The sequence below is a fragment of the Mesorhizobium sp. M0011 genome, from assembly GCF_040324155.1.
Classification (GTDB): domain Bacteria; phylum Pseudomonadota; class Alphaproteobacteria; order Rhizobiales; family Rhizobiaceae; genus Mesorhizobium.
The window spans coordinates 17,739-42,361 of the sequence record NZ_JAMYVQ010000035.1 but is presented as its reverse complement, the minus strand read 5'-3'; the positions used below and the strand labels follow the sequence as shown (position 1 = coordinate 42,361).

General features: G+C 63.3%; 28 protein-coding genes, 2 tRNA genes and 1 pseudogene. 12 read left to right on the top strand and 19 right to left on the bottom strand.

Going from position 1 to position 24,623, the window contains the following annotated elements; all coding sequences use genetic code 11:
• Positions 1 to 9 precede the first annotated feature (9 nt).
• The gene (locus NKK51_RS27870; RefSeq protein WP_352555360.1) at positions 10 to 318 is read left to right on the top strand and encodes a cupredoxin domain-containing protein; all 309 of its coding nucleotides are present in this window, start codon (positions 10 to 12) and stop codon (positions 316 to 318) included.
• Here NKK51_RS27870 and NKK51_RS27865 read toward each other — a convergent pair.
• The gene (locus tag NKK51_RS27865; protein WP_352555358.1) at positions 279 to 1,160 is read right to left on the bottom strand and encodes a crotonase/enoyl-CoA hydratase family protein; all 882 of its coding nucleotides are present in this window, start codon (positions 1,158 to 1,160) and stop codon (positions 279 to 281) included. The two genes, NKK51_RS27870 and NKK51_RS27865, sit on opposite strands and share 40 nt — an antisense overlap.
• A gap of 87 nt (positions 1,161 to 1,247) precedes the next feature.
• Between NKK51_RS27865 and NKK51_RS27860 the strand changes: the two genes are divergently transcribed.
• Positions 1,248 to 1,835 carry a TetR/AcrR family transcriptional regulator gene (locus tag NKK51_RS27860; RefSeq protein WP_352555356.1) on the top strand — a complete coding sequence of 196 codons (588 nt, stop codon included), beginning with the start codon at positions 1,248 to 1,250 and terminating at the stop codon, positions 1,833 to 1,835.
• Here the strand turns inward: NKK51_RS27860 and NKK51_RS27855 are convergent.
• The 4 genes from NKK51_RS27855 to NKK51_RS27840 form a co-directional block, all read right to left on the bottom strand.
• Complete coding sequence (locus NKK51_RS27855) at positions 1,832 to 3,058, bottom strand: anion transporter (protein WP_352555354.1); 1,227 nt, start codon at positions 3,056 to 3,058, stop codon at positions 1,832 to 1,834. The two genes, NKK51_RS27860 and NKK51_RS27855, sit on opposite strands and share 4 nt — an antisense overlap.
• A gap of 140 nt (positions 3,059 to 3,198) precedes the next feature.
• Positions 3,199 to 4,161, bottom strand: coding sequence for a glycosyltransferase family 4 protein (locus NKK51_RS27850; protein WP_352555352.1), 963 nt, complete (start codon positions 4,159 to 4,161; stop codon positions 3,199 to 3,201).
• A 296-nt stretch (positions 4,162 to 4,457) separates the two neighbouring features.
• Entirely contained in the window at positions 4,458 to 5,246 is a 789-nt protein-coding gene (locus NKK51_RS27845) for a GGDEF domain-containing protein (RefSeq protein ID WP_352555350.1), read from the bottom strand.
• 238 nt (positions 5,247 to 5,484) lie between these two features.
• Positions 5,485 to 5,706 carry a hypothetical protein gene (locus NKK51_RS27840; protein ID WP_023814103.1) on the bottom strand — a complete coding sequence of 74 codons (222 nt, stop codon included), beginning with the start codon at positions 5,704 to 5,706 and terminating at the stop codon, positions 5,485 to 5,487.
• 309 nt (positions 5,707 to 6,015) lie between these two features.
• Between NKK51_RS27840 and NKK51_RS27835 the strand changes: the two genes are divergently transcribed.
• The 3 genes from NKK51_RS27835 to NKK51_RS27825 are packed head-to-tail and all read left to right on the top strand — an operon-like array spanning position 6,016 to position 6,901.
• Positions 6,016 to 6,294 (top strand): hypothetical protein, encoded by a 279-nt coding sequence (locus NKK51_RS27835; RefSeq protein ID WP_352555348.1) that lies wholly within the window; start codon positions 6,016 to 6,018, stop codon positions 6,292 to 6,294.
• A 4-nt stretch (positions 6,295 to 6,298) separates the two neighbouring features.
• On the top strand, positions 6,299 to 6,580 hold the full coding sequence (locus NKK51_RS27830) for a helix-turn-helix domain-containing protein (RefSeq protein WP_031213538.1): 282 nt from the start codon (positions 6,299 to 6,301) through the stop codon (positions 6,578 to 6,580).
• 39 nt (positions 6,581 to 6,619) lie between these two features.
• On the top strand, positions 6,620 to 6,901 hold the full coding sequence (locus NKK51_RS27825; protein WP_023812589.1) for a hypothetical protein: 282 nt from the start codon (positions 6,620 to 6,622) through the stop codon (positions 6,899 to 6,901).
• Between the two features lie 87 nt (positions 6,902 to 6,988).
• Here NKK51_RS27825 and NKK51_RS27820 read toward each other — a convergent pair.
• Both NKK51_RS27820 and NKK51_RS27815 read right to left on the bottom strand, forming a co-directional pair.
• Positions 6,989 to 7,065 (bottom strand) — tRNA-Arg (locus tag NKK51_RS27820).
• A 47-nt stretch (positions 7,066 to 7,112) separates the two neighbouring features.
• Positions 7,113 to 7,418, bottom strand: a complete 306-nt coding sequence (locus tag NKK51_RS27815) for an ETC complex I subunit (protein WP_127260675.1) — start codon at positions 7,416 to 7,418, stop codon at positions 7,113 to 7,115.
• A 140-nt stretch (positions 7,419 to 7,558) separates the two neighbouring features.
• On the opposite strand from NKK51_RS27815, the gene NKK51_RS27810 reads away from it, so the two are divergent.
• Positions 7,559 to 7,635 (top strand) — tRNA-Pro (locus NKK51_RS27810).
• A 101-nt stretch (positions 7,636 to 7,736) separates the two neighbouring features.
• Complete coding sequence (locus NKK51_RS27805) at positions 7,737 to 8,018, top strand: hypothetical protein (RefSeq protein WP_023812591.1); 282 nt, start codon at positions 7,737 to 7,739, stop codon at positions 8,016 to 8,018.
• A gap of 15 nt (positions 8,019 to 8,033) precedes the next feature.
• On the opposite strand, the gene hdaA is transcribed toward NKK51_RS27805, so the two are convergent.
• From hdaA to NKK51_RS27790, 3 genes are read right to left on the bottom strand one after another with little or no spacing between them, the layout of a single operon-like run.
• Positions 8,034 to 8,738, bottom strand: coding sequence for a DnaA regulatory inactivator HdaA (gene hdaA / locus NKK51_RS27800; RefSeq protein ID WP_352555346.1), 705 nt, complete (start codon positions 8,736 to 8,738; stop codon positions 8,034 to 8,036).
• 1 nt (position 8,739) lies between these two features.
• Entirely contained in the window at positions 8,740 to 9,942 is a 1,203-nt protein-coding gene (locus NKK51_RS27795) for an AI-2E family transporter (RefSeq protein ID WP_352555345.1), read from the bottom strand.
• Positions 9,914 to 10,471 carry a CDP-alcohol phosphatidyltransferase family protein gene (locus NKK51_RS27790; RefSeq protein ID WP_023812594.1) on the bottom strand — a complete coding sequence of 186 codons (558 nt, stop codon included), beginning with the start codon at positions 10,469 to 10,471 and terminating at the stop codon, positions 9,914 to 9,916. Before NKK51_RS27790 ends, NKK51_RS27795 begins: the two co-directional genes overlap by 29 nt.
• Positions 10,472 to 10,502: 31 nt before the next feature.
• Between NKK51_RS27790 and NKK51_RS27785 the strand changes: the two genes are divergently transcribed.
• From NKK51_RS27785 to NKK51_RS27770, 4 genes are all read left to right on the top strand, one after another.
• Positions 10,503 to 10,697, top strand: a complete 195-nt coding sequence (locus tag NKK51_RS27785) for a hypothetical protein (protein ID WP_352555343.1) — start codon at positions 10,503 to 10,505, stop codon at positions 10,695 to 10,697.
• A 13-nt stretch (positions 10,698 to 10,710) separates the two neighbouring features.
• Positions 10,711 to 11,790 (top strand): phosphoribosylformylglycinamidine cyclo-ligase, encoded by a 1,080-nt coding sequence (gene purM / locus NKK51_RS27780; protein ID WP_352555341.1) that lies wholly within the window; start codon positions 10,711 to 10,713, stop codon positions 11,788 to 11,790.
• Entirely contained in the window at positions 11,787 to 12,500 is a 714-nt protein-coding gene (gene purN, locus NKK51_RS27775) for a phosphoribosylglycinamide formyltransferase (protein ID WP_352555339.1), read from the top strand. Before purM ends, purN begins: the two co-directional genes overlap by 4 nt.
• 195 nt (positions 12,501 to 12,695) lie before the next feature.
• The gene (locus NKK51_RS27770; RefSeq protein WP_352555337.1) at positions 12,696 to 13,226 is read left to right on the top strand and encodes a SixA phosphatase family protein; all 531 of its coding nucleotides are present in this window, start codon (positions 12,696 to 12,698) and stop codon (positions 13,224 to 13,226) included.
• A 51-nt stretch (positions 13,227 to 13,277) separates the two neighbouring features.
• Here NKK51_RS27770 and NKK51_RS27765 read toward each other — a convergent pair whose 3' ends face one another.
• From NKK51_RS27765 to NKK51_RS27730, 8 genes and pseudogenes are all read right to left on the bottom strand, one after another.
• Positions 13,278 to 13,508, bottom strand: coding sequence for a DUF680 domain-containing protein (locus tag NKK51_RS27765; protein WP_352555336.1), 231 nt, complete (start codon positions 13,506 to 13,508; stop codon positions 13,278 to 13,280).
• Between the two features lie 410 nt (positions 13,509 to 13,918).
• Positions 13,919 to 14,146 carry a DUF680 domain-containing protein gene (locus NKK51_RS27760; RefSeq protein WP_023812599.1) on the bottom strand — a complete coding sequence of 76 codons (228 nt, stop codon included), beginning with the start codon at positions 14,144 to 14,146 and terminating at the stop codon, positions 13,919 to 13,921.
• 394 nt (positions 14,147 to 14,540) lie between these two features.
• The gene (gene dapB / locus NKK51_RS27755) at positions 14,541 to 15,320 is read right to left on the bottom strand and encodes a 4-hydroxy-tetrahydrodipicolinate reductase (RefSeq protein WP_352555334.1); all 780 of its coding nucleotides are present in this window, start codon (positions 15,318 to 15,320) and stop codon (positions 14,541 to 14,543) included.
• A 135-nt stretch (positions 15,321 to 15,455) separates the two neighbouring features.
• Positions 15,456 to 17,433 (bottom strand): annotated as a pseudogene (locus NKK51_RS27750) (ATP-dependent helicase); the annotation flags it as partial.
• An 89-nt stretch (positions 17,434 to 17,522) separates the two neighbouring features.
• Positions 17,523 to 17,696 (bottom strand): hypothetical protein, encoded by a 174-nt coding sequence (locus tag NKK51_RS27745; protein WP_023812604.1) that lies wholly within the window; start codon positions 17,694 to 17,696, stop codon positions 17,523 to 17,525.
• A 443-nt stretch (positions 17,697 to 18,139) separates the two neighbouring features.
• Positions 18,140 to 19,312, bottom strand: a complete 1,173-nt coding sequence (locus NKK51_RS27740) for a M20 aminoacylase family protein (RefSeq protein WP_352555330.1) — start codon at positions 19,310 to 19,312, stop codon at positions 18,140 to 18,142.
• 11 nt (positions 19,313 to 19,323) lie between these two features.
• Positions 19,324 to 20,547 carry a Zn-dependent hydrolase gene (locus NKK51_RS27735; RefSeq protein ID WP_352555328.1) on the bottom strand — a complete coding sequence of 408 codons (1,224 nt, stop codon included), beginning with the start codon at positions 20,545 to 20,547 and terminating at the stop codon, positions 19,324 to 19,326.
• A complete protein-coding gene (locus tag NKK51_RS27730) occupies positions 20,544 to 21,752 on the bottom strand; it encodes a diaminopropionate ammonia-lyase (protein ID WP_352555326.1) in 1,209 nt (402 codons plus the stop codon). The genes NKK51_RS27735 and NKK51_RS27730 overlap by 4 nt, the downstream gene beginning before the upstream one ends.
• A 105-nt stretch (positions 21,753 to 21,857) precedes the next feature.
• Between NKK51_RS27730 and NKK51_RS27725 the strand changes: the two genes are divergently transcribed.
• Positions 21,858 to 22,337 carry an Lrp/AsnC family transcriptional regulator gene (locus NKK51_RS27725; RefSeq protein WP_352555324.1) on the top strand — a complete coding sequence of 160 codons (480 nt, stop codon included), beginning with the start codon at positions 21,858 to 21,860 and terminating at the stop codon, positions 22,335 to 22,337.
• A 54-nt stretch (positions 22,338 to 22,391) separates the two neighbouring features.
• On the opposite strand, the gene NKK51_RS27720 is transcribed toward NKK51_RS27725, so the two are convergent.
• The gene (locus NKK51_RS27720; protein ID WP_352555323.1) at positions 22,392 to 24,500 is read right to left on the bottom strand and encodes a molybdopterin-containing oxidoreductase family protein; all 2,109 of its coding nucleotides are present in this window, start codon (positions 24,498 to 24,500) and stop codon (positions 22,392 to 22,394) included.
• Positions 24,501 to 24,623 lie beyond the last annotated feature (123 nt).

The following is a 24,623-nucleotide window of genomic DNA, read 5'->3' as shown; positions in this document are numbered from 1 at the left end:
ACCCGGAGCATGCCGAAACGCCATCTGTGGATTGCGTTGGCGCTGGCCGTCGGTACCGTTCCGGCGCGAGCAGAAACCATCCAGGTCATCATCGACAGGCTGGTGTTCTCGCCAGCCACCGTCGAGGCCAAGGTCGGCGACACGATCGAGTGGGTGAACAAGGATGTGTTCGCCCACACGGCCACCGTGAAAGGCGGCTGGGAAGTGATGATCCCGCCGAAGAAATCCGCAAGCCTGACATTGAAGGCCGCGGGACCGGTCGACTATTTCTGCCGCTTTCACCCCAACATGAAAGGCCGTTTGGTGGTGGCGCCCTGATCCAGCGCCAACGAGGCTCGCCTGGCCTCGTCGGGGCGCGCGATATGCGTCCACGAGCCGTCATAGCCCGGCTCGCGGCGTGCAATCCAGGCATTCAGCCCTTCGCGCAGATCGGCGGTCGGGGCCATGCGGGCGAACTGCTCGGCCTCGACAGCCAAGCCTTCGGCGATGCTCTGGTTGAGGCCGCGCGCCACTGCCGTGAGGATGCTGGCGATCGCCAGATCGGAGTGCCGCAGGATACGCCTGGCCAAGCCGATTGCGGCCGGCATCAACTCGGCATGCGGCACAACCTCGTTGACGAGACCCAGCTCAAGCGCACGCGGCGGCGCAAACCAGTCGCCGGTCAACAGCAGTTCGAGCGCCCGCTTGCGCCCGGCGAGCCTCGGCAGACGCTGTGTTCCGCCAAAGGTCGGCGGCATTGCAAGGCTGATTTCCGGCTTGGCGAACAAAGCGCGGTCGCTGGCGATGGCCAGCGGCACCGCCTCGGTGATTTCGCAACCGCCACCAAAGGCAATGCCGTTGACGGCAGCGATGATGGGCTTGCGAAACGCTTCCAGCCTTGCCGTCAGCCGTTGCCCGCGCATGACGAAATCACGCATCGCGACATCGACGCCGACCGCCACGCTGGCCGAGAACTCATGAATGTCGCCGCCGGCCGAAAACGCCCGCTCCCCTGCTCCGGTCAGAATGATTGCGCGGACGCTGTCATCGACGTCAATGTCGTCGAGGATCGCAAGCAGGCGATCGATCAGGGCATAGTTCAACGCGTTCAGCTTCTCCGGCCGGTTGAGGGTGAGGATGGCAATCCCATCCCGGGTTTCGTTAAGGACAAGATCGGTCATTGGCTCTTCCTTCTTCATCATGCTGATGACCGGAAGACTATGCCTCTTTCCGCTTGTGTATATTCACTAGTCGGTATACCTAAGCTCATGCCTGACACGCAAAGTCCTACCCGCAAACGCATTGTCGATGCCGCGACCAGGCTCTTCTATGCCGAAGGAATCGGTCGCGTCAGCGTCGATGCCGTCGCCGAGGAAGCGGGTCTCACCAAGCGCACGCTCTACTACCATTTCAAGAGCAAGGACGACCTCATCGCCGCCTATCTCGATGGCCGCGACCAACCCAATCTGAAGCGGATGGCTGGCTGGTTCGATGCTGCCGAAGGCGGCGCGGATCGCAAGGTCGAGGCGATCTTCACCAATCTGGCGAGGTCCGCTCGTCACCCGAAATGGAAAGGATGCGGCTTCCTGCGCACGGCCGCCGAACTCGCCTCGATGCCCGGACATCCGGCGGTCAAGGTCGGCGCGCGGCACAAGCTGAATTTCGAAACATGGCTGGCCGGCGCCTTGTCGGACCATGGCATCGGCGAGCCGCCCGCCTTGGCACGCGAGATCGTGCTTTTGATCGACGGCTGCTTTTCGATCATGCTGATCCACCGCAACCCCGATTACATCGAGGCCGCCGGCCGCGCCGCGGCGACGCTGGTGCGGGCGCGAATTTCAGGCAGCCCGGTCTAGAACCCGAAAGCCAGCCATGCCGTACCGGCGGCCAGCGTTATCAGCGTCAACGGCAAGCCGACCTTGAAAAAAGCGCCGAACGACAGCGTCGTGCCGGCGGCGCGTGCCTGTTCGGCGACGATCAGATTGGCGACCGAACCCAGCAGCGTGAAATTGCCGGCCAGCGTCGAACTCATGGCGACGACCAGCCAGGCGCGCTCGGGATTTTCGAGGCCCGGTATGAAGGGCCGAAGCGCCAGCACGGCCGGGACATTGCTCATGATGTTGGAGAGCACCGCGGTGAAACCGGACAGGCGCCAGACGTCGCCCAGCCCGAGGTTCTTGGCCGAGGCGATCATGTCGGGCGAAAGAAGCGTCTTTTCGGCGCCGGCGACCACAACGAACAGACCGGCGAACATGAACAGCAGCGGACCGTCGATCTCGCGGTAGATGCGTTCCGGCTTGATCGCCCGGGTGAGCAAGAGGATGGCGCCGCCGATGAGTGCGGCCTTGGCGACGGGCACGCCGGCGAAGAAGGCGATTGCCAGTCCGATGCAGACCACCACCGCCTTCAGCACCTGCCCCTTGTGCATGCGGCCACGCGAGACTTCGGGCGTCAGTTGGACCGTGCGGGCAAATTCGGCCCGGTAGACGATGCGGATGATGACAACGGCCGCGACGAGGCCGAACAGGGCGACCGGAGCCAGCGCTGCCGAAAAGGCCGGATAGGAAATGCCCGACAGCGCGCCGATGACCATGTTTTGCGGATTGCCGGTGATGGTGGCGACGCTGCCGCAATTCGACGCGGTGGCGGTGGCGATCAGATAAGGGATCGGGTTGCGCTTGATCACACGGGTGACATGGACGACGATCGGCGCCATGACGAGGCAGATGGCGTCGTTGACCAGAAAGGCCGACAACACGCCGGTCAGCAGCGTCACCATCACCAAAAGCATCAAGGGCGCGTGCGCGTGCTCGATGGCGATGGCGCCAAGGCCGCGAAAGGCGCCCGACACTTTCAGATGCGCCACCACGATCATCATGCCGAGCAGAAGCGTGATGGTGTCGAAATTGATCGCCCGGTAGGCATCCTCCATGCTGAGCGCGCCGATGGCGATCATCGCGGCCCCGCCGAGAAGCGCGATCCCCGCCCGGTCGAGGCGCAGGCCGGGGATGCGGCCGATGGCAACACCGGCGTAAGTCAGGATCAGGATCAGCAGTGCCGCCGCGCCCATCAATGTCATCGATAGAAGTCCTGCCCAGTCTGTGGCGCGCCGCTGCCTGTCAGCCCCAATGGTCCGCTTTGCGTGCCTGCTTTAGCGCGATGCCGAGACCGATGACAGACAGCCAGGCATGTTGTTGCGTCAAGCACTGCCCAAGGGCGCTAACGCAGATAGAAATCCAGCCTTTGTCGCAGTGCCTGCGGCGAAAACAGCTGCTCGACGGTCTGCCGGGCCTTGAGGCCCACTGCCGCCCGCAGCGCCGGATCGGCTTTGAGATCGGCCAGGATCCGCGCCGCCTGCTGCGTCGTTTCGAACAAGAAACCGTTTTCGCCATGCCTGATATGGTCGGAATAGCCTCCATATGAATGGCAGACCACGGGCAACCCGCAGGCCATCGCCTCGAACACGACGCGACCGAAGGTTTCGACATGCCAACCGGTGCGATAATAAAACACGTCGAGCGTCTGCAGAAACGCTTCGGCGATAAATTGGCCGGGTGGCAACAGCTCGAGTTGCGGATGCGGCATGAGGCTGCCGTTGAGCCCTGTCCCTCCCTGAATCCGCAAGGCTGTACCTTCGGCCAGCAATGTCTCGTAAAGGGGTATGTCATCGGGATGATGTTTGCCCGGCCCATCGCGGCTCAAGCGTCCGACGGTGAACGGACGATCCGAATCCAGACGCCGTGGTGAAAAACGTTCGATCTCGATCGGAGAGGGGTGCACCGTGCCGTCGATTTGGAGCAATCGCTTCTGAAAGTCGGAAACAAGCACTATCTCGGCGGCGGGCCATCCCAAGCTCCGAGGCATGCGCGTGGTGAGGTTGAGAACCTTCGGATGAAGGGTGTTGAAGTCGTAAATCAGCCGGCGCGGCCGCGGGATCAGGTAAGGCCACACCTTGTTGCGCCAATGCGCTCCGAGAAAAACGTAAGTGCCGCCATCCGGAACTTTTCGCGTAAGCGGGGAAATACGACGTATCGGGAATTGCCGCATTAATTCATCTGAAGCGCGCGATGACGCAGCCCAAAGGCGCACCTCCGAATCGGCGCTCAACAGCCGATGGAGTTCCAAAGTCTTGAGGTCACTGCCACCGAAAGGATCCTGAAAGCCGTTGAACAAATGGATCATAATAGCTGTGCTTACCTGACCGTTTCCGCCATTGTTCGCCGGCGTGAAAAATCATGATCGCACGTCGGCCGTAACCCTTGGAAACTCAGGAGTGAGAACCGTTTCTGCCGACAACGAAACATCGCCAACGCGGGGGGAGTATACCGGTAAGCGGTTGCAGTCCATGGCCTATCGAGCCGGCATGCTATCCATAAAGATCGGAATCCCGGCATATGACTGTAAGCATTGAAGCGTCGAGAAAGCGGCCTGCGTCGATTTCGAGAGCTTCCCGATCAGCCATCCGCAAGTTTATGCCGTCAATGCACGGTGGCGACCCCCGGCGGAGGCGCCGGAGACGTTCCGGCCGGATCGAAGCTGACTTGATCGCGTCCGTTCGACTTGGCCGTGTAAAGCCTTTTGTCGGCAGCGGAGAAGATTTCCTCGTAGGTGATCGGGCCGGTAAAGCTTGTGCCGCCGATGCTGACGGAAAGCGGACAAGGCCTGCCGCCGGGTGAGAATTCCATCTCCCTGATACGCCGGCGGATGCTTTCGGCAACCATCCAGGATTGCGAGGGATCCACGCCGGGCAGAAACACGCCGAATTCTTCGCCGCCGATGCGGCCGACGATATCGCCGCCACGCAGTTGCCCTTTGATCGCCTGCGCTATCAGTTTGAGCGCCTGGTCGCCGCAGTCATGGCCCAGGCGGTCATTGATCGACTTGAAGTGGTCGGCGTCGATGATCAGCAGCGCGCCCGAACGGGTCTGCTCCTGCTTTCGGGTCTGCTCGAGATAGGCTTCGACCAGCATCGAGAAAGCGCCACGGTTCAGCACCGCCGTCAGGCTGTCGGTCGCGGCGATGACGCTGAGATCGCGCTGCGCGATGGCCAGCTGGCGAATCTTCCACATCAGGAAAAACAAAAAGGAGCCGCCCAGCACCAAAGGCAGCATCAGGTCGGTCATCTGCGCCCGCCACACGGCCTCGGGCGAAAGATAGGGAAAATTGAAGGAATCGACGAAGAACGCCACGGCAATGAAGAATGCCGTACCGACTGCCGTGACAGCGATCACCCTGCCCCAGCTCGTCGGCGACAGATCGAGCTTCATCGCGTTCAACTCCGTTAGCCGTCGCTACTATGACGCACCAACCCCAACAAATTGATAAGACTTTCCCTCCAATTCGATATCGGGCGGCGGAACCAACCCGCCGGCCCTGTCGATGACTTGCGACAGACGCCACAAGACGGCCGCTGGAAAGCAGCCATCCTGTTTCAGAGCTTGAAGGCGTGGGCCAATTGCCGGCCGAGCAAGGGCAAAACGGCGCGCGAAGCCAGACCGCTCGTCGTCAGTTGAGCGTCGGCTCACTCAGCGCATCGACGACAAAGGATGCCGCGATCAGGTCGTCGGCATCGAGGCGTAGGGAGCCTCCGTCGCCTCCCATGGCTGAAGCCACTTTTTGAAAGGTCTTCATTTCATATTCCGTGATCCGGGCGTCCTGCATCCTGGCCTTGAGGTCGGCGATGCGCCGATCCAGAGCCGAAGATATGCCTATTTCTCGCTTCGACATGGCAACACTCCTCCCCACCCTTGTTTGCCTCCCGCCTGTCCACTTTTATATGAGGGTCCGCGAATACAGCGGGCCGAACGCGCCGTGCGCGGGAAGGTTCCGAAAAGGCAGAGTAACGAAATAATACGCTGGCCCCCAGCCGACTGCCCGGCCACGCTAAATCCCCTCATCACCATGACAGAGCTGAACAGCTTGCGGTATTTACCGCTGTCGTGGCGTTCCTGGATGGAAAGAGGTGATTCCGTGACTTGCTATATAAGGCATAGCTAATCCTTGACGCCAGCCGGATGCCGCCCCAGAATCAGAAGCATGGCAATAAAGGTCGGCGACGAAGTGGCGGTCATGGCGACGGTGCTGAAGCGCGTCACGGAAGACCGCGTCAGCGTGTCGATCCCCGGTTACGATTTTCCGCATTCGGTCATTGGTCCAGCGACCAAGCTGACCGAGGGCCAGCCGATGGAATTATCCGGCGACGTTACGCAGATCGAGGGCGACAAGGTCACGGTGTCGTTCGGACAATGGTCACCGTGGGTCTGGACAAGGTGCACCTGGTGCAAAGCCATCTCCCGCCGAAGCGAAGGGATCTGAGGATGTGAACACGCGAAGCTCCACCGTCTCAGGGATCCAGCCCCTTACGTCCCAGCAGTGCAGAGCCGCACGAGCGATGCTGAAATGGTCGCAGGTGCGACTCGCCGCGAAGTGCGGCCTTAGCGAAGGAACGATCGGCAGTTTCGAGAGCGGACGAAGGATTCCGAGTTCGGCCAAGCTGGCTGCCATCCGTCGAGGGTTGGAGGCAGCGGGCGTGGTTTTCATCGATCAGAAGGTTGCAAGGACCAAGAGCGGTCCGCCTCGTCAAACTATCGGCGGAACATAATTTAGATATCGCTGTTAGACCCCAAACGGGAGGCGCGCGATGTTCAAAGGTGAAATCGGCATTGTTTCGGACTGGTCGAAATTGGTGGCGGACGATCCTCTGATCGCCGCCGATATTGCCCAGCGTCTTTCTCTGCTCGCTTGCAATGACAACACTCCCGCTGCCGCCGACGGCCCGTCGCCCGGCACCGAAACATTTCGAAATCCCCACTTTGCCGGCCTCGCGACACCCGCCGAATATCCTCGCCCGATCGTGCTTCTAGCCACGATCTATGCGTCGACGGTCCTGGGGGTAACGCTGCTTCTGGCGGCGGCGGTTTGAGCGCACGAGGCCTGGTGACGCTCTCTGAAAGCCCATGTCTCTGGTATAAACCGCGACCTATGTGTCCGGAATGGACCCGAAAGGCTTTGGCGATCCCGACAGGATTCGAACCTGTGACCATCGGCTTAGAAGGCCGGTGCTCTATCCAGCTGAGCTACGGGACCGCTGGCCGGCCTTTGGACCGGCTGGATATTCTGGCGCTGGGCGCCGTTCAATGCGTCCAGGGCGTCCTGCGGTCATAGCGGAAATTCTCCGCATAGGAAATCTGGCGGCGCTTGGTCTCTTTCGGCTCTTCGACGCGGAAAGCGAGCCCTTGCTTTTCGGCGTAGGCCACCGCCTCTTCCCGCGTGTCGAAGCTAAGCCTGATCTGGCTTCTCATGTCTGCCGACGTCGTATAGCCCATCAGCGGGTCGATCTTCTTGCGCGACTCGGGATCGAATTCCAGCACCCAGTGGCCGGTCTTGGCCTTGCCGGACTGCATCGCGGTTTTGGCTGGGCTGAAAATGCGCGCGGACATGGCCACCTCGTTCTTGTGCAAGGCAGCATCGCCACCCTTTGCCCGTCATTACTGCGCAATGCGCATGGCGGCAAGGTTTTTGCTCTCGCAGGTTTTTGCACTTGCCATGCACCACCGAAATGAATAGGCAACAGACCGTTCGGAGTGTAGCGCAGCCTGGTAGCGCATCTGGTTTGGGACCAGAGGGTCGGGAGTTCGAATCTCTCCACTCCGACCATCCCCTCACAGCCCAATGCCCGGCGCAGCCATATGCTCACTTGCTCCGGCTCCGGTCGTGCATCCGGCAGCCGCGGGCCGGTTCGGCAAACAGGGGTTCAGATGCTTGGAATCGATGCCTGGGTGTCGCTTTTCGGACCGGCCTACTTTGCCTATGCCGGCATCACCGTTCCGTTCATGGTGACGTGGGCAATTGCCTGCGCCGCACTGGCGATGTGGAACAACCGTGAAAGCCGCAGACAGGCGAGGCAGGCCCCAGGCGCTGTCGTCTCCCGCTCCTGGCGTATCAGTATCGGAATGTTTGTGCTGGTCGCCGCCGGCTATATCGCCGCTCACTCTGCCGTCTACCTCGCGGTGCGTCATTTCGCCAGAATGTGGCTCTGAGACTGGCCTCTCAGGCTAAATCTCGAATTCGCCCTGCCCTTCGTCCATGGCGTTGACGGTTTCGGCTGCCAGCGCCCTGGTGATCGGGGTCTTGCGTTCGAGCGCGGTCCGGTCGAGCCGCTCAACCACGCGCATCGCTGTCGCCAGCGAGCGCTCGATACGGCGGACCAGATACTGCACGACATGCGGTTCGACCTCGATCTGACGGTCGGCGAAGAGTTTTGTGATGACGCCGGCGAGCAGGAGATCGTCGGGCTCATGAATTTCCACTGTCGCCGCCGCTTTCAGCCGTGAGGCGAGATCAGGCAGCGTGACGCCCCAGGCGGACGGGAAGCGGCGCGCCGTCAGAAGCAGCGCCGACCCGGCACCACGCACCGCATTGATCAGATGGAACAGGCCCTGTTCATCGACCGCGCCGGTATCGACATCGTCGATCAGTGCCGGCCGCGCGCCGAGATTGGCAATGCTGTCGCCGATGCGCCTGGCGTCGACCGCCACCGCATCGGCACGCGCGCGCCAGATCGAGGCCAGATGCGTCTTGCCCGAACCCGCGGGACCGGCCAGCACCACCACCGGCGATGGCCAGTCCGGCCAGCGGTCGACCAGCGCCACCGCCTGGTTGTTGGTGCCGGAGACCACGAGTTCGTCGCGCGAATAGCCGGTGCCATGGCCGAGATCGAGCGGCAACTGGCGTGGCGGGTCGGTTGGCTGGGCAGTCACTTCAGCGACGCGGTTGCGTGCGGTGGCCGCCGCCGCGATCGGCCGGAAGCTGCGGCACAGGTGCCGCGCCGCGGCCCTTGTAGAGCGGCGATTCGAGATAGCGGGCAATGGCGAACCGCACCAGCACGGCGACGGCCGCAGAAGCCGGCACCGCGATCAACAAGCCGACGAAGCCGAACAGCGCACCGAAGGCAAAAAGCGAAAACATCAGCCATACCGGGTGCAGGCCGACGCTTTTGCCGACCAGCCGCGGCTGCAGGATGTTGCCCTCGATGAACTGACCGATGAAGAACACGACCGCGACGGCGACGATCATCGTCCAGTCCGGCCAGAACTGGACGAAGGCGACGCCGACGGCCAGCACCAGCCCGGTCAGCGAGCCGACATAGGGGATGAAGGAAATCAGCCCGGCGAACAGGCCGATGAGGATGCCGAAATTCAGTCCGGTCAGCGTCAGCCCGGTGGCATAAATGGCGCCCAGCACCAGGCACAGCGTGCCTTGGCCACGCACGAAGCCGGCTGTGGCGGTGTTGATGTCACGCGCGATGGCGCGCACGGTCGCGACGTTGTCGCGCGGCACCCAACCGTCGATGACCGCCACCATGCGGTCCCAGTCGAGCAGCATGTAGAAGGCGACCACCGGCGTCACCACGAACAGGCTGACCACCGAGACCAGCGCCATGCCGGAACTCCACAGTGAGGTGAAGACGGTGGTGATCAGACCGAAGCCCGAGGTCAGCAGCGAATTCAGTCCGTCGCGCAAGCTATTGGCGTTGACGCCGAACTTCTGTTCAAGCCATTTCGGATCGAACGAGGTGATCAGGCTTTGCAGCCGGGTCAGATATTCCGGCAATTTGCCGGCGAAATCGGCCATCTGCGTGGCCAGAACCGGAATGAGGATGACAAAGGCCAGCACCAGCACGATGAGAAAGGTGATGAGGATGACCACCGTCGCCATGAAACGGGACAGGCCGAGCCGCTGCAGCCGGTCGGCAACGGGATCGAGGAAATAGGCAAGCACCATGCCGGCGACGAAGGGCAGCAGGATGGCGCTGAAAACATAGAGGAAAAGCGCCAGCAGCGCGGCACCGGCCAGCCAGAAGAAGATCTGGCGGCGAAAGGTCGCGGACGCGGCGGTGTCGGCGGCCGCGGCCTCGATCGCTGTCGCTTCTGTCTCAGATGTCCGGAGTGGAGCCTTCGCCATAGCCGCTCATGTGCCTCAGCCAAGTCACGAGATAGGCTGCGGCCGAAGCCACGGTCAAGACCCCGGACAGCAATATGAGAACTGACCTCAGCGGGTCGAGGTGAACGGCAAGGGCAAGTTCTCCCAGCACAAGCGCGGCCAGCACGATCTGGATCGCGGTGTTGGCCTTCGACACGAACAACGGTTTCATCTCGACCGGATGGGTCATGACGGCGGACAACACCACCGCGCAGACGATCAACGCGTCGCGCGACACCATGATGACGACAAGCCACAGCGGCAATTGCCCGATGAAGCTCATGACAACGAACACCGAAACCAGCAGCAGCTTGTCCGCCACCGGGTCGAGATAGGCGCCGAGGGTGGATTGCTGGTTGAAACGGCGGGCGATGAACCCGTCGACGCCGTCGGAAATACCGGCGACGAGGAACCCGGCAAAAGCCCAGTCCCAGCGCGCCTGCAGCATCGCCAGCACCACCGCCGGCACCAGGATAAGGCGCAGGATGGTGATCAGGTTGGGGATGGTCAAATGCTTGGCACCTCCTCTTGGTCGGAGATAGATGATGAAGATGGCGGGTGGCAACAAGGGAGAAGCTGCCGATCTCCCGCACGGGAGAGCGGCTTTCAGCCCGGCTTTCGCCAATCACGAGCGCCTGTACGCGCGCGCCATCCACGGTTTTATGGGCCGAGATGGCCGTTATCCTTGCGGACAGAAACCGTTCATGCGAAGAGCCCGCGACAAGGAAAATTGTTGAACGGGCACCAGAAATGAGCAAGCGCGACGTGAACAAGCGCAAGAACGGGCTCACCTATGCCGAGGCCGGTGTCGATATCGACGCGGGCAATCTCATGGTCGAGAAGATCAAGCCGCTGGTGCGCGCGACGCGCCGGCCGGGCGCCGACGGCGAGATCGGCGGTTTCGGAGGCCTGTTCGACCTCAAGGCCGCGGGCTTTACCGACCCGGTGCTGGTGGCGGCCAATGACGGCGTCGGCACCAAGCTCAAGATCGCCATCGATGCCGGCAAGCACGACACAATCGGCATCGACCTCGTCGCCATGTGCGTCAACGACATCGTCGTGCAAGGTGCCGAACCGCTGTTCTTCCTCGACTATTTCGCCACCGGCAAGCTCGATCCCGACCAGGGTGCCGCGATCGTCGGCGGCATTGCCGAGGGCTGCCGCCAGGCCGGCTGCGCGCTGATCGGCGGCGAAACGGCCGAAATGCCCGGCATGTATCACGGCAACGACTACGACCTTGCCGGCTTTGCGGTGGGCGCAGCCGAACGCGGCCAGCTCTTGCCCACCGACGACATCGTCGAAGGCGATGTGCTCCTGGGCCTGGCGTCCTCGGGCCTGCATTCGAACGGATTTTCGCTGGTGCGCCGCATCGTCGCCGTCAGCGGTCTGTCGTGGAGCGATCCGGCGCCGTTCGCCGACGAGGCCACGCTGGCCGAGGCGCTGCTCGAGCCGACCCGCATCTACGTCAAGTCGATTCTCAAGGCGATCCGCAACACGCATGGTATCAAGGCGCTCGCCCACATCACCGGCGGCGGCTTCCCGGAAAACATCCCGCGCGTGCTGCCCAAGGATTTTTCGGCCGAACTCGACCTCGAAGCGATCGACGTTCCTGCCGTGTTTTCGTGGCTGGCCAAGACCGGCGGCGTGGCGCCGGAAGAGATGATGCGCACTTTCAATTGCGGCATCGGCATGATTCTGGCCGTCGCATCCGGCCAGGCAGCACAGGTCGCCGCCGTGCTGCAGGAGGCCGGCGAGACGGTGACGCCGATCGGCCGCATCGTGCCGCGCCGCGACGCCGGGGTCATCTATCGGGGCTCGATCGGCCTATGAGCGCGCAGAGGAAACGCACCGTTGTCCTGATCTCGGGACGCGGCTCCAACATGACCGCGCTGATTGCCGCGGCCAGCGACCCGGCGTTCCCGGCCGAGATCGTCGGTGTCATTTCCGACAAGGCGGATGCCGCCGGGCTCGGCATCGCCAGGGCGCGCGGCATCGCCACGCAGGTCGTCTCGCGTGCCGACCATGGCAGCAAGCAGGCGCATGACGCGGCAATAGACGCGGCGCTCGCGGCCTTCAACGCCGAGATCGTGGCGCTGGCCGGCTATATGCGCATCCTCACCCCCGGCTTCGTCCAGAGATGGCAGGGCCGCATGATCAACATCCACCCTGCCCTGCTGCCGGCTTTCAAGGGGCTCGACACCCATGTGCGCGCACTGGCCGCCGGCATCCGCATTCATGGCTGCACCGTGCACTTCGTCACCTCCGAGATGGATGACGGTCCGATCATCGCGCAGGCAGCCGTACCGGTGATGGTCGGCGACACCGCCGATACTTTGGCAGCCCGCGTGCTGAAGGCCGAGCACCGGCTTTATCCGCTGGCATTGGGGCTGGTCGCCGAGGGCAAGGCGCGCATGGAGGCCGGCCGCACCGTACTTGCCCACTTTGCCGACGATGCCGACAACGGCACTTCGGTGGTGATGGCCCCCGACCCGCTGCGCGAAGAAACCGACCTCGAACATCTGGCGCGCATTACGCCTTGAACCTAGATCGGGAATGACAACGGCACTTAGCCTGGAACCGCCAAATCAGACTCGGTGCCAGGCCGAAACGGACCGGCTGCGCAGAGCTTGGCTGGAAGGATTGGAAAGCGGCCCGTTAGATCCCTTCGACATTGAAGCGATCAAACAAAAGGCCCGCACTCGTCTGACCAGTCTCCCTGGTCCTGACCGACATCGATGAGACAACTACTCCTCCTCCGTCACGCCAAATCGAGCTGGGACGACCCTGATCTCGATGATTTCGACCGGCCTTTGGCCGAACGCGGGGTTAAGGCGGCGTGCTTGATGGGACGCGAGCTTGCGGCGCGCGGCTGGCTGCCGGACCTGGCGCTGGTGTCGGCGGCACTGCGCAGCCGCGACACCTGGCGGCTGGTGGCGGCGGATCTGCCCTTGCCACCCCGGATCGCATTCGTCAAGGCGCTGTACGATGCTTCAGCGGCGGACATTCTGAGCCAGATTGGTCAAACCGACGCTTCAAGCGGCAGCTTGCTGGTAATTGGCCACAATCCGGGCCTGGAACTTGTGGCCAGACAGCTTGCCGGGCCGGGGTCAGACGCCAAGGCGCTCAAGAGACTTGAGGAGAAATTCCCGACGGCAGCCCTGGCCCGGGTGGTCTTCGAAGGCGATTGGTCCGTCGTGTCCCCCGCCCGGTTGACACATTGCCTGCGGCCGAAGGACCTGGGCCTGCGGCCGAAGGACCTGGGCTAGCGTCCATGGCAGGTGCGGCAGGCCAAGCCCACCGCACGCCCGCTTGAGCCGTCAGTTTCCCCAGTTGCCCTGGCCGGATTCCGGCTGGACCGAATCGGGCCTCAGCGTGAGGTCGCGCTTGACCAGCCTGTGGGTCGAAGCCGTGTAACTGTGGTCGACATTGACCGCGTGCGAGGTGACGGCCGGCTGATTGACATTGTCCGAACCATAGTTGTCGCTGCCGGCATAAGCGGTGCCAGTGGCAACGAGGATGGCGGCGGCGGTAAGAGCGATCCTGGTCATTTTATTTACTCCGGTATTCCTGTTCCTGTCCGTCCAGTGGCGTGCCCTTGGGAGGAATTTCGCGTCGCTCGGACAGCCTCGATCTGGGTTTTTCGTGCGCCGACTTCCAATCACGAAGACGTTCCCTCACGCGCGAAATCCGGACCTCGAACGTGGGCCAAGGTGTTGAGCTCACCCTGTTTTATCAATCGATCTCAAACGTTTATAAGGGGATACCTGACGCATGGTGCGGCGGTTCGTCGAGCCAGCGCTCGCCATCCGTTCACGATTCGTCGACGTAAATTGAACCAGTTGGTTCGATTTACGATCGGCGCCCGACACTGGCGCCGTCGGCCGAAATCCTGCTCATGCATAAAAACAAGAGCGGCGGGCAAAGCCCACCGCTCTTTGTGGTCGCAGACTTCAGAAAATCAACGACCCCAGATGCCTTGGCCCGACTGAGCCGGCACGTTGGCATTGGCATCACCCTGCGTCTTCACGGACTTCGGGATCGAGCCGGTGTGCGTGGTGTCGATGTTGGACACGGACTGGTTCGCAACCGGCTGGTTGGCATTGTAAGAGCCATAATTGTCGCTGCCGGCAAAAGCGGTGCCCGTGGCAACGAGGATGGCGGCGGCGGTAAGAGCGATCTTGGTCATTTTAATTACTCCAGTATTTGTCATGTCCGTCTAGTGGCTGCCCTTGGGAGGAATTTCGCGTCGCTCGGACCACCCCGAGATGGGCTTGCCCTGTCGCGGATTCCAATCACGAAGATGTTCCCCCGCGGCTCGAATCCAGGCCTTGAAATTTGACACAGGGTCTCGGCGGTCATAATTTAACTATTTAAAATCAGATATTTACCCGAAAACACTCATCACCGGCTGCGACCATTCACCAGGCCGGCGTTCACCATCTGCTACACAGCGCGTCAACAGAAATCGAACTGAACGGTTCGGTTTGAAGCAGTCTGGCCGCGTCAGGCGATCTTTTAGGGTGGAGAACGTGGACGAGGTATGGGTCCGGACATCCACCCGGGGCGACAAATCGGCCCTGCTATGAGCCGTTCAGGCCCAGCACGTCGCGCATATCGTATTCGCCTGGCGGGCGTCCCTCGAGCCAGAGCGCGGCGGCGATGGCGCCACGGGCGAACATGACGCGGTCGCCGGCCGCATGCGACAGGGTCACAAGCTCGCCGTCGGCGCAGAAGCTCACGCTGTGTTCGCCGATGATGCTGCCGCCACGCAGCACCGCAAAGCCGATCTCACCGGGAGGCCGCGCGCCAATGGTGCCATCGCGTGCACGCCTTGCGACCGTCTTCAGATCGATGCCGCGTCCGCCGGCTGCGGCATGGCCCAGCATCAACGCCGTCCCCGATGGCGCATCGACCTTGTGGCGATGATGCGCCTCGACAATCTCCACGTCCCAGTCATCGGGATCGAGTGCCCGCGCCGCCTGCTCGACCAGTCCGATCAACATGTTGAGCCCGAGCGAAAAGCTGCCGGAGCGCACGATGGCAATTGTTTTCGCGGCGTCGGCGATCGCAGCCGATTCATCAGCATCGAAGCCCGTTGAGCCGATGACCAGGGCCGGCCCGCCGCGTTCGGCGCAAATGCTGGCCAGATCAGCCGAGGCAGCCGGCGTGGTAAAGTCGATGACCACGTTGGCCACGGCAAGCGCCTCGTCGCGGCTCACCAGCCCTTCGCCGATACTGCCCGGCCGGTGGAAGCGGGCGGCGAGCGCCAGCCGCGCGTCGCCCTGCACGGCCGCCGCCATCTCGCGGCCCATGCGGCCCAGCGCACCCGCGATGGCGACCCTGACCGGTGGTTTCGACATGGCGCTATCCCGCGGCTGTTTATTTCCACATGCCGCGCATGCGCGCGCCGATGTCGACGCGCACCTCCGGCCGGGCCGCCCTGCCCTGTGCCACCTGTGCGCTCGGCCACGACACCTGCTGGAACGCGGCAAGGATCGAAGCCGGGATGAAGCGGGTGCGCGAGGCATAGAGATGGCGGTCGCCGCGCGCCGCCTGGCCGTGCGGAAAGAAGCGTTGCGGCATGACCAGGTTGAGATTGTCCTTGGCCCGCGTCATCGCCACGTAGAGCAGCCGGCGCTCCTCCTCGATGTCTTCCTTGGTGCCGACGCCGAGATCGGCCGGGATACAGCCGTCGACCGTGTTGAGCACGAAGACGTTCTTCCATTCCTGGCCTTTGGCCGAATGGATGGTCGACAGGATCAGATAGTCCTCGTCGCGATGCGGCGGCCCGGCCTGGTCACTGGTGGCGTCGGGCGGATCGAGCGTCAATTCTGTCAGGAAGCGTTCGCGCGAAGCATAGCCCGAACCGATCTGCTCAAGTTGCAAGAGATCGGCGCGCCGCGTCGTCGCATCTTCGTGGATGCGCTCCAGATGCGGCTCATACCACAGCCTGATCTGTTCGAGGTCGGCAGGCCATTTGGCGCCGGCGCGCAGGCCGGAATAGAGCGAGACAAAGCCCGGCCAGTCATCCGCCGCGCGTTGCGGCGGACGCCAGCCGGCCAGCCCCATGGCCTCGTCCAGCGCCGTCGTCATGGTCTCGACGATCTGCGCGGCAGCCGAAGGGCCGATGCCTGGCATCAGCTGCAGCACGCGGAAGCCGGCGACGCGGTCGCGCGGGTTCTCGGCGAAGCGCAGCACCGCCAGCACGTCCTTGACATGGGCTGCATCGAGGAATTTCAGCCCGCCGAACTTGACGAAGGGAATGTTGCGCCGCGTCAGCTCGATCTCCAGCGGGCCGCTGTGGTGCGAGGCGCGAAACAGCACCGCCTGAGATTTCAGTGCCGTGCCGGCCTCGCGCTCGGCCAGGATGGTATCGCAGACGAAATTGGCCTGCTCGACCTCGTCGCGCACGCTCACCAGTTTTGGCCTGTCGGTCGACTTGCGCTCCGACCACAGGTTTTTGGTGAAGCGCTCCGAGGCTTCGCCGATCACCGCATTGGCGGCCGCCAGGATGGTTTCGGTGGAGCGGTAATTGCGCTCCAGCATCACGACGTCGGCGGCTTGCGCGAACTGGTTGGGGAAGTCGAGGATGTTGCGCACCTCGGCGGCACGGAACGAATAGATCGACTGTGCATCGTCGCCCACCACCGTCAGCCCGGCGCCGTCGGGTTTCAGTGCCATCAGGATCGAAGCCTGCAAGCGGTTGGTGTCCTGGTATTCGTCGACCAGCACATGGTCGAAACGCCCGCCCAGATGCGCCGCTATCTCGGGCTCCGCCGCCATCTGCGCCCAGTAGAGCAGCAAATCGTCGTAATCGAGCACGTTCTGTGCCTGCTTGGCCTCGACATAACCGGCGAACAATTCTTTCAGTTGCTCCGCCCAGCCGGCGCACCAGGGAAAGGCAGAACCCAAGACCTCGTTGAGCGGCGCCTGTGCGTTGACGGCGCGCGAATAGATGGCAAGGCAGGTTCCCTTGGTGGGGAAGCGCGCTTCCGTCTTCGAGAAGCCGAGTTCGTGGCGGACCAGGTTCATCAGGTCGGCGGAATCCTCGCGATCATGGATGGTGAAGGCAGGGTCGAGGCCGATCTCCAGCGCATAGTCGCGAAGCAGCCGCGCGCCGATGCCGTGAAAGGTTCCCGCCCAGGTCAGCGCATCGGTGATGACAGCTGCATCGCGGCCGAGCACTTCGCCGGCGATACGCTCGACGCGCCTGGCCATTTCGGACGCGGCGCGGCGCGAGAAAGTAATCAGCAGGATGCGGCGCGGGTCGGCCCCCTTGACGACCAAATGGGCGACGCGGTGAGCCAGCGTGTTGGTCTTGCCCGAACCCGCGCCGGCAATGACCAGCAGCGGACCGGCTATTTGGCCGTCGCCGTGCTCGACTGCCTGGCGCTGGGCATCGTTGAGCCGGGCGAGATAGGCAGGCTTGACGGTCGGGTCCCGAAAGGTCGAATCAGCAGTGGCGAGGTTCATCGCCCATCAAGCATCGTTTCTGCTTTGTTCGCAACGTCGATGCGAGGCTGGCCTCGTGCTCGACAGGCCGAAGCGTGACGTCCGTGTCTTTAGCGTTGCGGATCGACACCCATGTCGGCCGACTGCCGCCGCAAGGTCTCGCGATCATATTGCGACGGCGGCAACAGCAGCGGGTCGACCGTATCGGGCACGTTTTCGACCATCTTCCTGGCGATACGATAGGTGACATAGGCGAAGGCGCCGACGACGAGCAGACGGAACATGGTGCAACACTCCTTTGGAGCAGAACCAACCGGGGAAACCGCCTTTGGTTCCCTTGCCAATCGTCCACGCGCGCAGTCGAAGTTGGAGGACGGCTATGGGTTTCGCCAGCGCTTTCCCGATGCATTCTCGGGGCACCGGAGGCGGAACTTGGCGTTTGCGGGGCTCGTGTCCTGCCGCATGCCGCTGTGGCGTCCCGGACAGGCTTTTGGGGAAGAAGGCCGGCGCCGCTTGGGAGGAGGAATGAAGCGCCGGCCAAGCGGATAATTAGGTCCGCCGCATAGGTGAGGCTAGCTGAGTCTTTCCCCTGCGTCATTGGGGGAATATCTTTGTTAAAAACGTACCGATGCGCACGGCCCCTATCGGTCGCCGATCCGTCACAAGCTTGTCTTGACCATCATCCCCGCAATCTCAATAAACCCGGGAGTTGGCGATCAAAACGCGATCATCTTCCCGCCTCGCCACCCAGCCTTTGCCTGACCACGGCGACATGGAAGTCCGTGCCGAACAACAGCCCCTCATCGTTGAAGTCGTAGCTGGAATTGTGCAACGGCGCGGAAGCCTCGCCATTGCCGAGGAAGACGAAGCAACCCGGCACATGGTCGAGGAAGCGGGCGAAATCCTCGGAGGCGGTCATCGGCTCGCGGGCGACGGCGATGTTGCCGGGTTCGAAGACGTGCCTTGCGGCGGCAAATGCCGCATCGACCAGTTCGGCATCGTTGCGCAGCGGCACGAACTCCCTGCTGTAATTGACCTCGGCCGCGACATTGTAGGCGGCGGCGGTGCCCTGCGTAATGATGCGCATCTGCCGCTCGATCTCGGTGCTGACCTCGGGGCGGAAGCTGCGCGCATCGCCGAGGATGCGGGCAAGGCCGGGCAGAGCGTTGCGGGTGCCGTCGGTGATCAGCTCGGTCACCGAAACCACCGATATGTCGGCCGGGCTCAGCCGGCGCGAGACGATGGTCTGCAGATTGGTGACCAGCGCGCAGGCGGCGACCAGCGTCTCGTTGCCCGCATGCGGTCGCGCGGCATGGCCGCCGAGCCCTTTAAGCACGATCTCGAAGATATCCTCGGCCGACATTATGGGGCCGGCACGGGTCTCGAAATGCCCGATCGGCAGGCCGGGCATATTGTGCAGGCCGAAGATCTCGTCGAAGGGAAAGCGCTGCATCAGCCCATCCTCGAGCATGGCGAGCGCGCCCCTGCCCCATTCCTCGGCTGGCTGGAAGACGAAGCGCACGGTGCCGTCGAAACCGCCCTGCTCTGCCAGCAGCTTTGCCGCGCCGAGCAGCATGGTTGTGTGGCCGTCATGGCCGCAGGCATGCATGATGCCAGGGTTGCAGGAACGGTAGGATGCGTCCGACCGCTCTGATATGCGCAGCGCATCCATGTCGGCCCTGAGCGCGATCGCCCGGTTGCCGCTGCCGCGCTTCAACGTGCCGACGACGCCGGTGCCGCCGACGCCTTCGCTGACGTCGTCGAGGCCGAACTCACGCAGTTTGGCGGCGACGAAGGCTGCGGTGCGCTTCTCCTCGAAGCCGAATTCGGGGTGCGCGTGCAAATCGCGCCGCCAGAAAATCATCTCGCGCCTCAGCGCGTCGCGATCGAGTTCAGACATTTTTCGCCCTGTTACTTCACAAGTTGCGCGGCCACATCAAGCAGGATGTTGGCACCGGCAACAAGCTCGGCGTCATCGGTGTGCTCGCGCGGACTGTGGCTGATGCCGCCGGCGCTCGGCACGAAGATCATCGCTGCCGGTGCGATACGCGCCAGCATCTGTGCATCGTGGCCGGCACCGGATGTCATGCGCCTGACGCCGAGACCACGGTTTTTCGCGGCGGCCTCGATCCGTTCGACGATGCGGGGGTCGAAGATCACCGGCTCGAAGCGGGCCAGTTGCTCGACCGAGACCGTCAGGTTCTCGGTGGCAAGCTGCTCGAGATAGGCGGCAAGCGCCGCCTCCTCCGCCTGCAGGCGTTGTTCGTCGGGATCGCGCAGATCGATGGTGAAGACGGCGCGTGAGGGAATGACGTTGATGGCATTCGGCTCGAAGCGGATCGTACCCACGGTCGCCACCGTCGGCGCGTTCGAGGCTTTGATCCGGTCGAGCAGGAAGGTGATGGTCCGGGCGGCGGCATGGCCGGCATCGTTGCGCATCGACATCGGCGTGGTGCCGGCATGATTGGCGACGCCGTCTATGGTGATACGCTGCCAGGAGATGCCTTGCAGATTCTCCACCGCGCCGATCGGCACGCTTTCACGCTCCAGCACCGGCCCCTGTTCGATATGCAGTTCGAGATAAGCATGCGGTTTGAGGAACCCGGGTTCCCGGTCGCCGGCATAGCCGATGCGGGCGAGCTCCTGGCCCGGCACGCTGCCGTCGGTGCCGACAGCCGCCAGCACCGTTTCGGCATCGATGCCGCCGGCATGGACCAGCGAGCCCATCATGTCGGGAGTGTAGCGCACGCCCTCTTCATTGGTGAAAGCGGCGACCGCGACCGGACGCGACGGCGAAAAGCCTGATGCCTTGAGCGTCTCGATCACCTCCAGCCCGGCAAGCACGCCATAACAGCCGTCATAGATGCCCGCATCGATGACAGTGTCGATGTGGGAGCCGATGAGCAGCGGCGCCTGCTCCCTGTTGTCCGGGCTTTGCCAGATGCCGAAAATATTGCCGACCCGGTCGATGGCGACATCGAGCCCCACCTGCCGCAGCCAGCCGACGAAGAGATCGCGGCCCTGCTTGTCGGTGTCGGAGGCGGCCAGCCGGATCAGCCTGCCCTCGCCGTCGCGACCGACGGCACCGAGTTCGCGGATACGGCCAAGCAGGCGCTGTGCATCGATCGCGGTCATGCCGTTGCCTCGGCTTTCATCTTGCCTTCCAGCACATCGGCCGGGCTCATGCCAACCAGCTCGGCATAGCGATGCGGGTCGGTGGCACCTTCGGTGTTGATCACCAGCACCCGCGATTTGCCGTCCAGTCCAAGCTCGGTCGGGTTGTCGGCCATCGCCCGGATCAGCCCGGCAAGACCAACACCGCCGCTTTCGCCGGCGACGATCGCCGGATCGCCGGCGGCCGGCCGTGCCAGCCGCCGCATGACCGCGACGGCGTCGTCCTCATCCACCGTCATGAAGGCATCGGCGGCGCGCGCCAGCACCCGCCAGGCGACGGGCGACGCCTCGTAGCATTCAAGCATGGCCATCACCGTCGGCTGGCCGTGCGCGACTTTGACCGGGTGCCCAATCTGGGCGGCTGCAAAAACACAGCCGGCACGCGCCGGCTCGACCACGATGAAGGTCGGCCTGGCGTCACCGAGCACGATGGCCAGATGGCCGGCCAGCGCGGCGGCAATGCCACCGACACCGGCCTGCACGAAGACGTGGGTTGGCGTCCGAGAGAGCTGGCGCAAGGCTTCGCGCACGATCGCCGTATAGCCCTGCATGACCAGGCCAGGAATCCGTTCATAACCGGGCCACGAGGTGTCGGACACAACGGTCCAGCCCTTCTCGGCCGAAACCTGGGCAGCTTGCCTGACCGAATCATCATAGTTGCCGTCAACGCGGATCATCTCGGCGCCATAACGGGCGATCGCGGCGATGCGCTCCTCGCTGACGCCGGCGTGGACGAAGATCGCCGCCCGCGCGCCGAGGAGTTGCGCGCCTTGCGCGACGGAGCGGCCATGGTTGCCGTCGGTCGCACAGGCAAATGTCATCGCCGCGGCGACGGCCCGCACGTCGGGCCGACCGAGATCGGCAACATCGACGGGCCGGCCAAGCCGGTTGCCAGCCTCCTCCAGCACCACGCGACAAACGGCGTAGGCGCCGCCCAGAGCCTTGAAGCTGCCGAGGCCGAGGCGAAAACCTTCATCCTTGATATGGATAGCGCTAATTCCGAGTTCGCTGGCAAACGCCGGCAGCGCATGCAGCGGCGTTTTCAGGTGATTGTCGCGATGGGAAAGAAAACGCTCGACCGTGTCAGCGCCGGCCACGCCGAGGGTTTCGGCATCGGTAGGATCGAGTGGCAGGCGATGCAAAGCATTGCGGTTGAGCAGGAACACTGGCGGCCTCCTTGGCGTTCGGCGAGAATATATTGCAGGATGACCGCAAAGAGCGCTGTAATATGGCCTCCCAAATGCAAATTTGTTTCGCCGAGGATATCTCCATTGCCTGTATTGCCACCCTCGCTCGACAGTTTCGATCTTGCCATCCTTGCCATCCTGCAGCGCGACAACACGACGCCGCAGCGGCTGATCGGCGAGGCCGTGAACCTGTCGGCGCCGGCGGTGCAGCGCCGCATCAAGCGCATGGAGCAGACCGGCGTCATTGCCGGCAATGTCGCGGTCATCGAGCCCGCGGCTGTCGGCCAGCCCATCACCATCTTCGTCGAGGTGGAACTCGAGAGCGAACGTGCCGAACTGATCGACGCGGCCAAGCGGCAATTCTCGGCAACCCCCGAGGTTCAGCAATGCTACTACGTCACCGGCGAGGCCGATTTCATCCTGGTCATCACCGTGGGCGACATGGCCGCCTATGAAACGCTGACGCGAAAGCTGTTCTTCGACAGCAACAATGTCCGCAAGTTCCGCACGTTTGTTGCGATGGACAGGGTCAAGGTCGGGTTGACGGTGCCCTTGCCCGGCTGAGCGTATCCCTGAACGGTGTGATCTGGCGCGAGGCGAGCGGAATTCTCACCTATCTCAGCTTGCCGCGCGCAGCCACACCTTGTTGTCGTGGAAGGCAGCCCCCCCATAGGGTGCAGGCGCGTCGGCACCGGTCAGGACATTGATCCCCTCGCCGCGCTCATGGGCGCTGTTTGGCCAGATGCCTTCGGCGATCACCACGCCGCGCTTAATACCGTCAAACAGCTTTGCATGCAGGACGACTTCGCCGCGCGTGTTGCCGACCTCGACGCGATCGCCGTCGGCGAGCCCAAGGGCTGCGGCATCGTCGGGATGCAGAAGGAGTTCCGGGCGGCCCTCCCTGGCCTTCGACACCGGCGTTTCCGAGAATGTCGAATTGAGGAAGTTGCGCGCCGGCGACGTCGTCAGCCGGAACGGGTGCGCCTCGTCGGCAACCTCGATCAGATCGACATGATCAGGAAATTCCGGCAGCCGCGCCACCGGGCCGAACAGGCCCATGCTTTTCGGCGGCCGATTGGGCGCTGCCTGTCCCGTCCAATCGGCGCGGAAACGGAACTTTCCATCCGCGTGGCCAAATCCATTGATGAAGTGTGCTGCCTCGAAATCCGGCTGCAGGTCGATCCACTTGTCTTCCTTCAAGCTGTCGAAGCTGCCCAGCCCACGCTTGCCCAGGATGATGTCGATATGCTGCTGCTCGGTCAGGCCGAAGCCCGGGCGATCGGCGACGCCGAGGCGATCAGCCAATTGCTCGATGACGAAATGGTTGGTGCGCGGCCCCTCCGGCGGCTCGATCAGCTTCGGGCCGAGCGTGATGTGCTGGTTGCCGCCGCCCTTGTAGACGTCGTTGTGCTCGAGGAACATCGTCGCCGGCAGAACGACATCGGCGAGCTTGGCCGTGTCGGTCATGAACTGCTCGTGCACGCAAGAGAACAGGTCGTCGCGCATAAAACCCTGTTTCACCAGCCGCTGCTCCGGCGCGACATTTACCGGGTTGGTGTTCTGGATCAGCATCGCCGTCACCGGCGGGCCGCCATAAAGCGCGTCGCTGGCTCCGGTCAGCACCGGGCCGATGCGCGAATGGTCGAGATAGCGGATCGAGGGATCGCGCATCCTGGTGCCTTCCAGCACTTCCTGGTTGAGCTTGAAGATGCCGGAATTGGAATGGAAGGCGCCGCCGCCCTCATATTGCCAGCTGCCGGTGACGGCCGCGATGCACGACGCGGCATGCATGTTAACGGCGCCATTGCGCTGGCGCGCGAAGCCGTAGCCGAGCCGGAAATAGGTCTTTTTCGTCGTGCCGACGAGCCGAGCGAAGGCCTCGATCTCGGCGACCGTCAAGCCGGTGATCTCCGCCGCCCACTCCGGCGTGCGTGTCCGCAGATGCGCTTCCAGCCCCTTCGGGTCGTCGGTGTATTTCGAGAGATAGGCGCGATCGGCCATCCCTTCCCTGAACAACACATGCATGACCGCGCAGGCCAGCGCGCCATCCGTGCCGGGCTTCAGCACCAGGCCGAGATCGGCCTGCTTCATCGTCGCGTTCTCGTAGACGTCGATGACGACGATCTTGGCGCCGCGCTCCTTGCGCGCCTTGATGGCGTGGGTCATGACGTTGACCTGCGTGACAACGGCATTGGTGCCCCAGATCACCACGCAGTCGGATTTCGCCATCTCGCGCGGGTCGGGGCCGCGCAGCGCGCCGGCTCCCATCATCCAGCCGGTCCAGGCGAGGTTGGTGCAGATCGAACCGAAGAAGCCGGAATACTTTTTCGCGTGGCGCAGCCGGTCGATGCCGTCGCGCTGCACCAGCCCCATCGTTCCGGCATAATAGTAGGGCCAGACCGTCTCCGAGCCGTATCTCGCCTCGGCCGCGATGAAATTTTCGGCGACGAGGTCGAGCGCGGCCTCCCAGCTTGCTTCCTTCCACAGGCCATCGCCCTTGGCGCCGGCACGAAGAAGCGGCTTCAGCAAACGGTCGGGATGGTGGACGCGGTCGGCATAACGCGCGACCTTGGCGCAGACGACGCCAGCCGTGTAGCTGTTGGACTTGGCGCCGTGGACGCGGCCGATGCGCTTGTCATCGAGCAGCTCGACCTCGAGCGCACAGGTCGAGGGGCAATCATGCGGACAGGCCGAATGGCCGATGCGGAGGTGCGCGTGCTGGTTCATTCTGCAAGACTAACGGGTTCAGAACGCCGCGTGTAGGGCCAGATGCGGCGCACGGTTTTGCCTCGGCGAGCAAGCCCCCTGCCTTCTCCTCTTTGGAAGAAGCCGATCGGCCACTCAATGCTG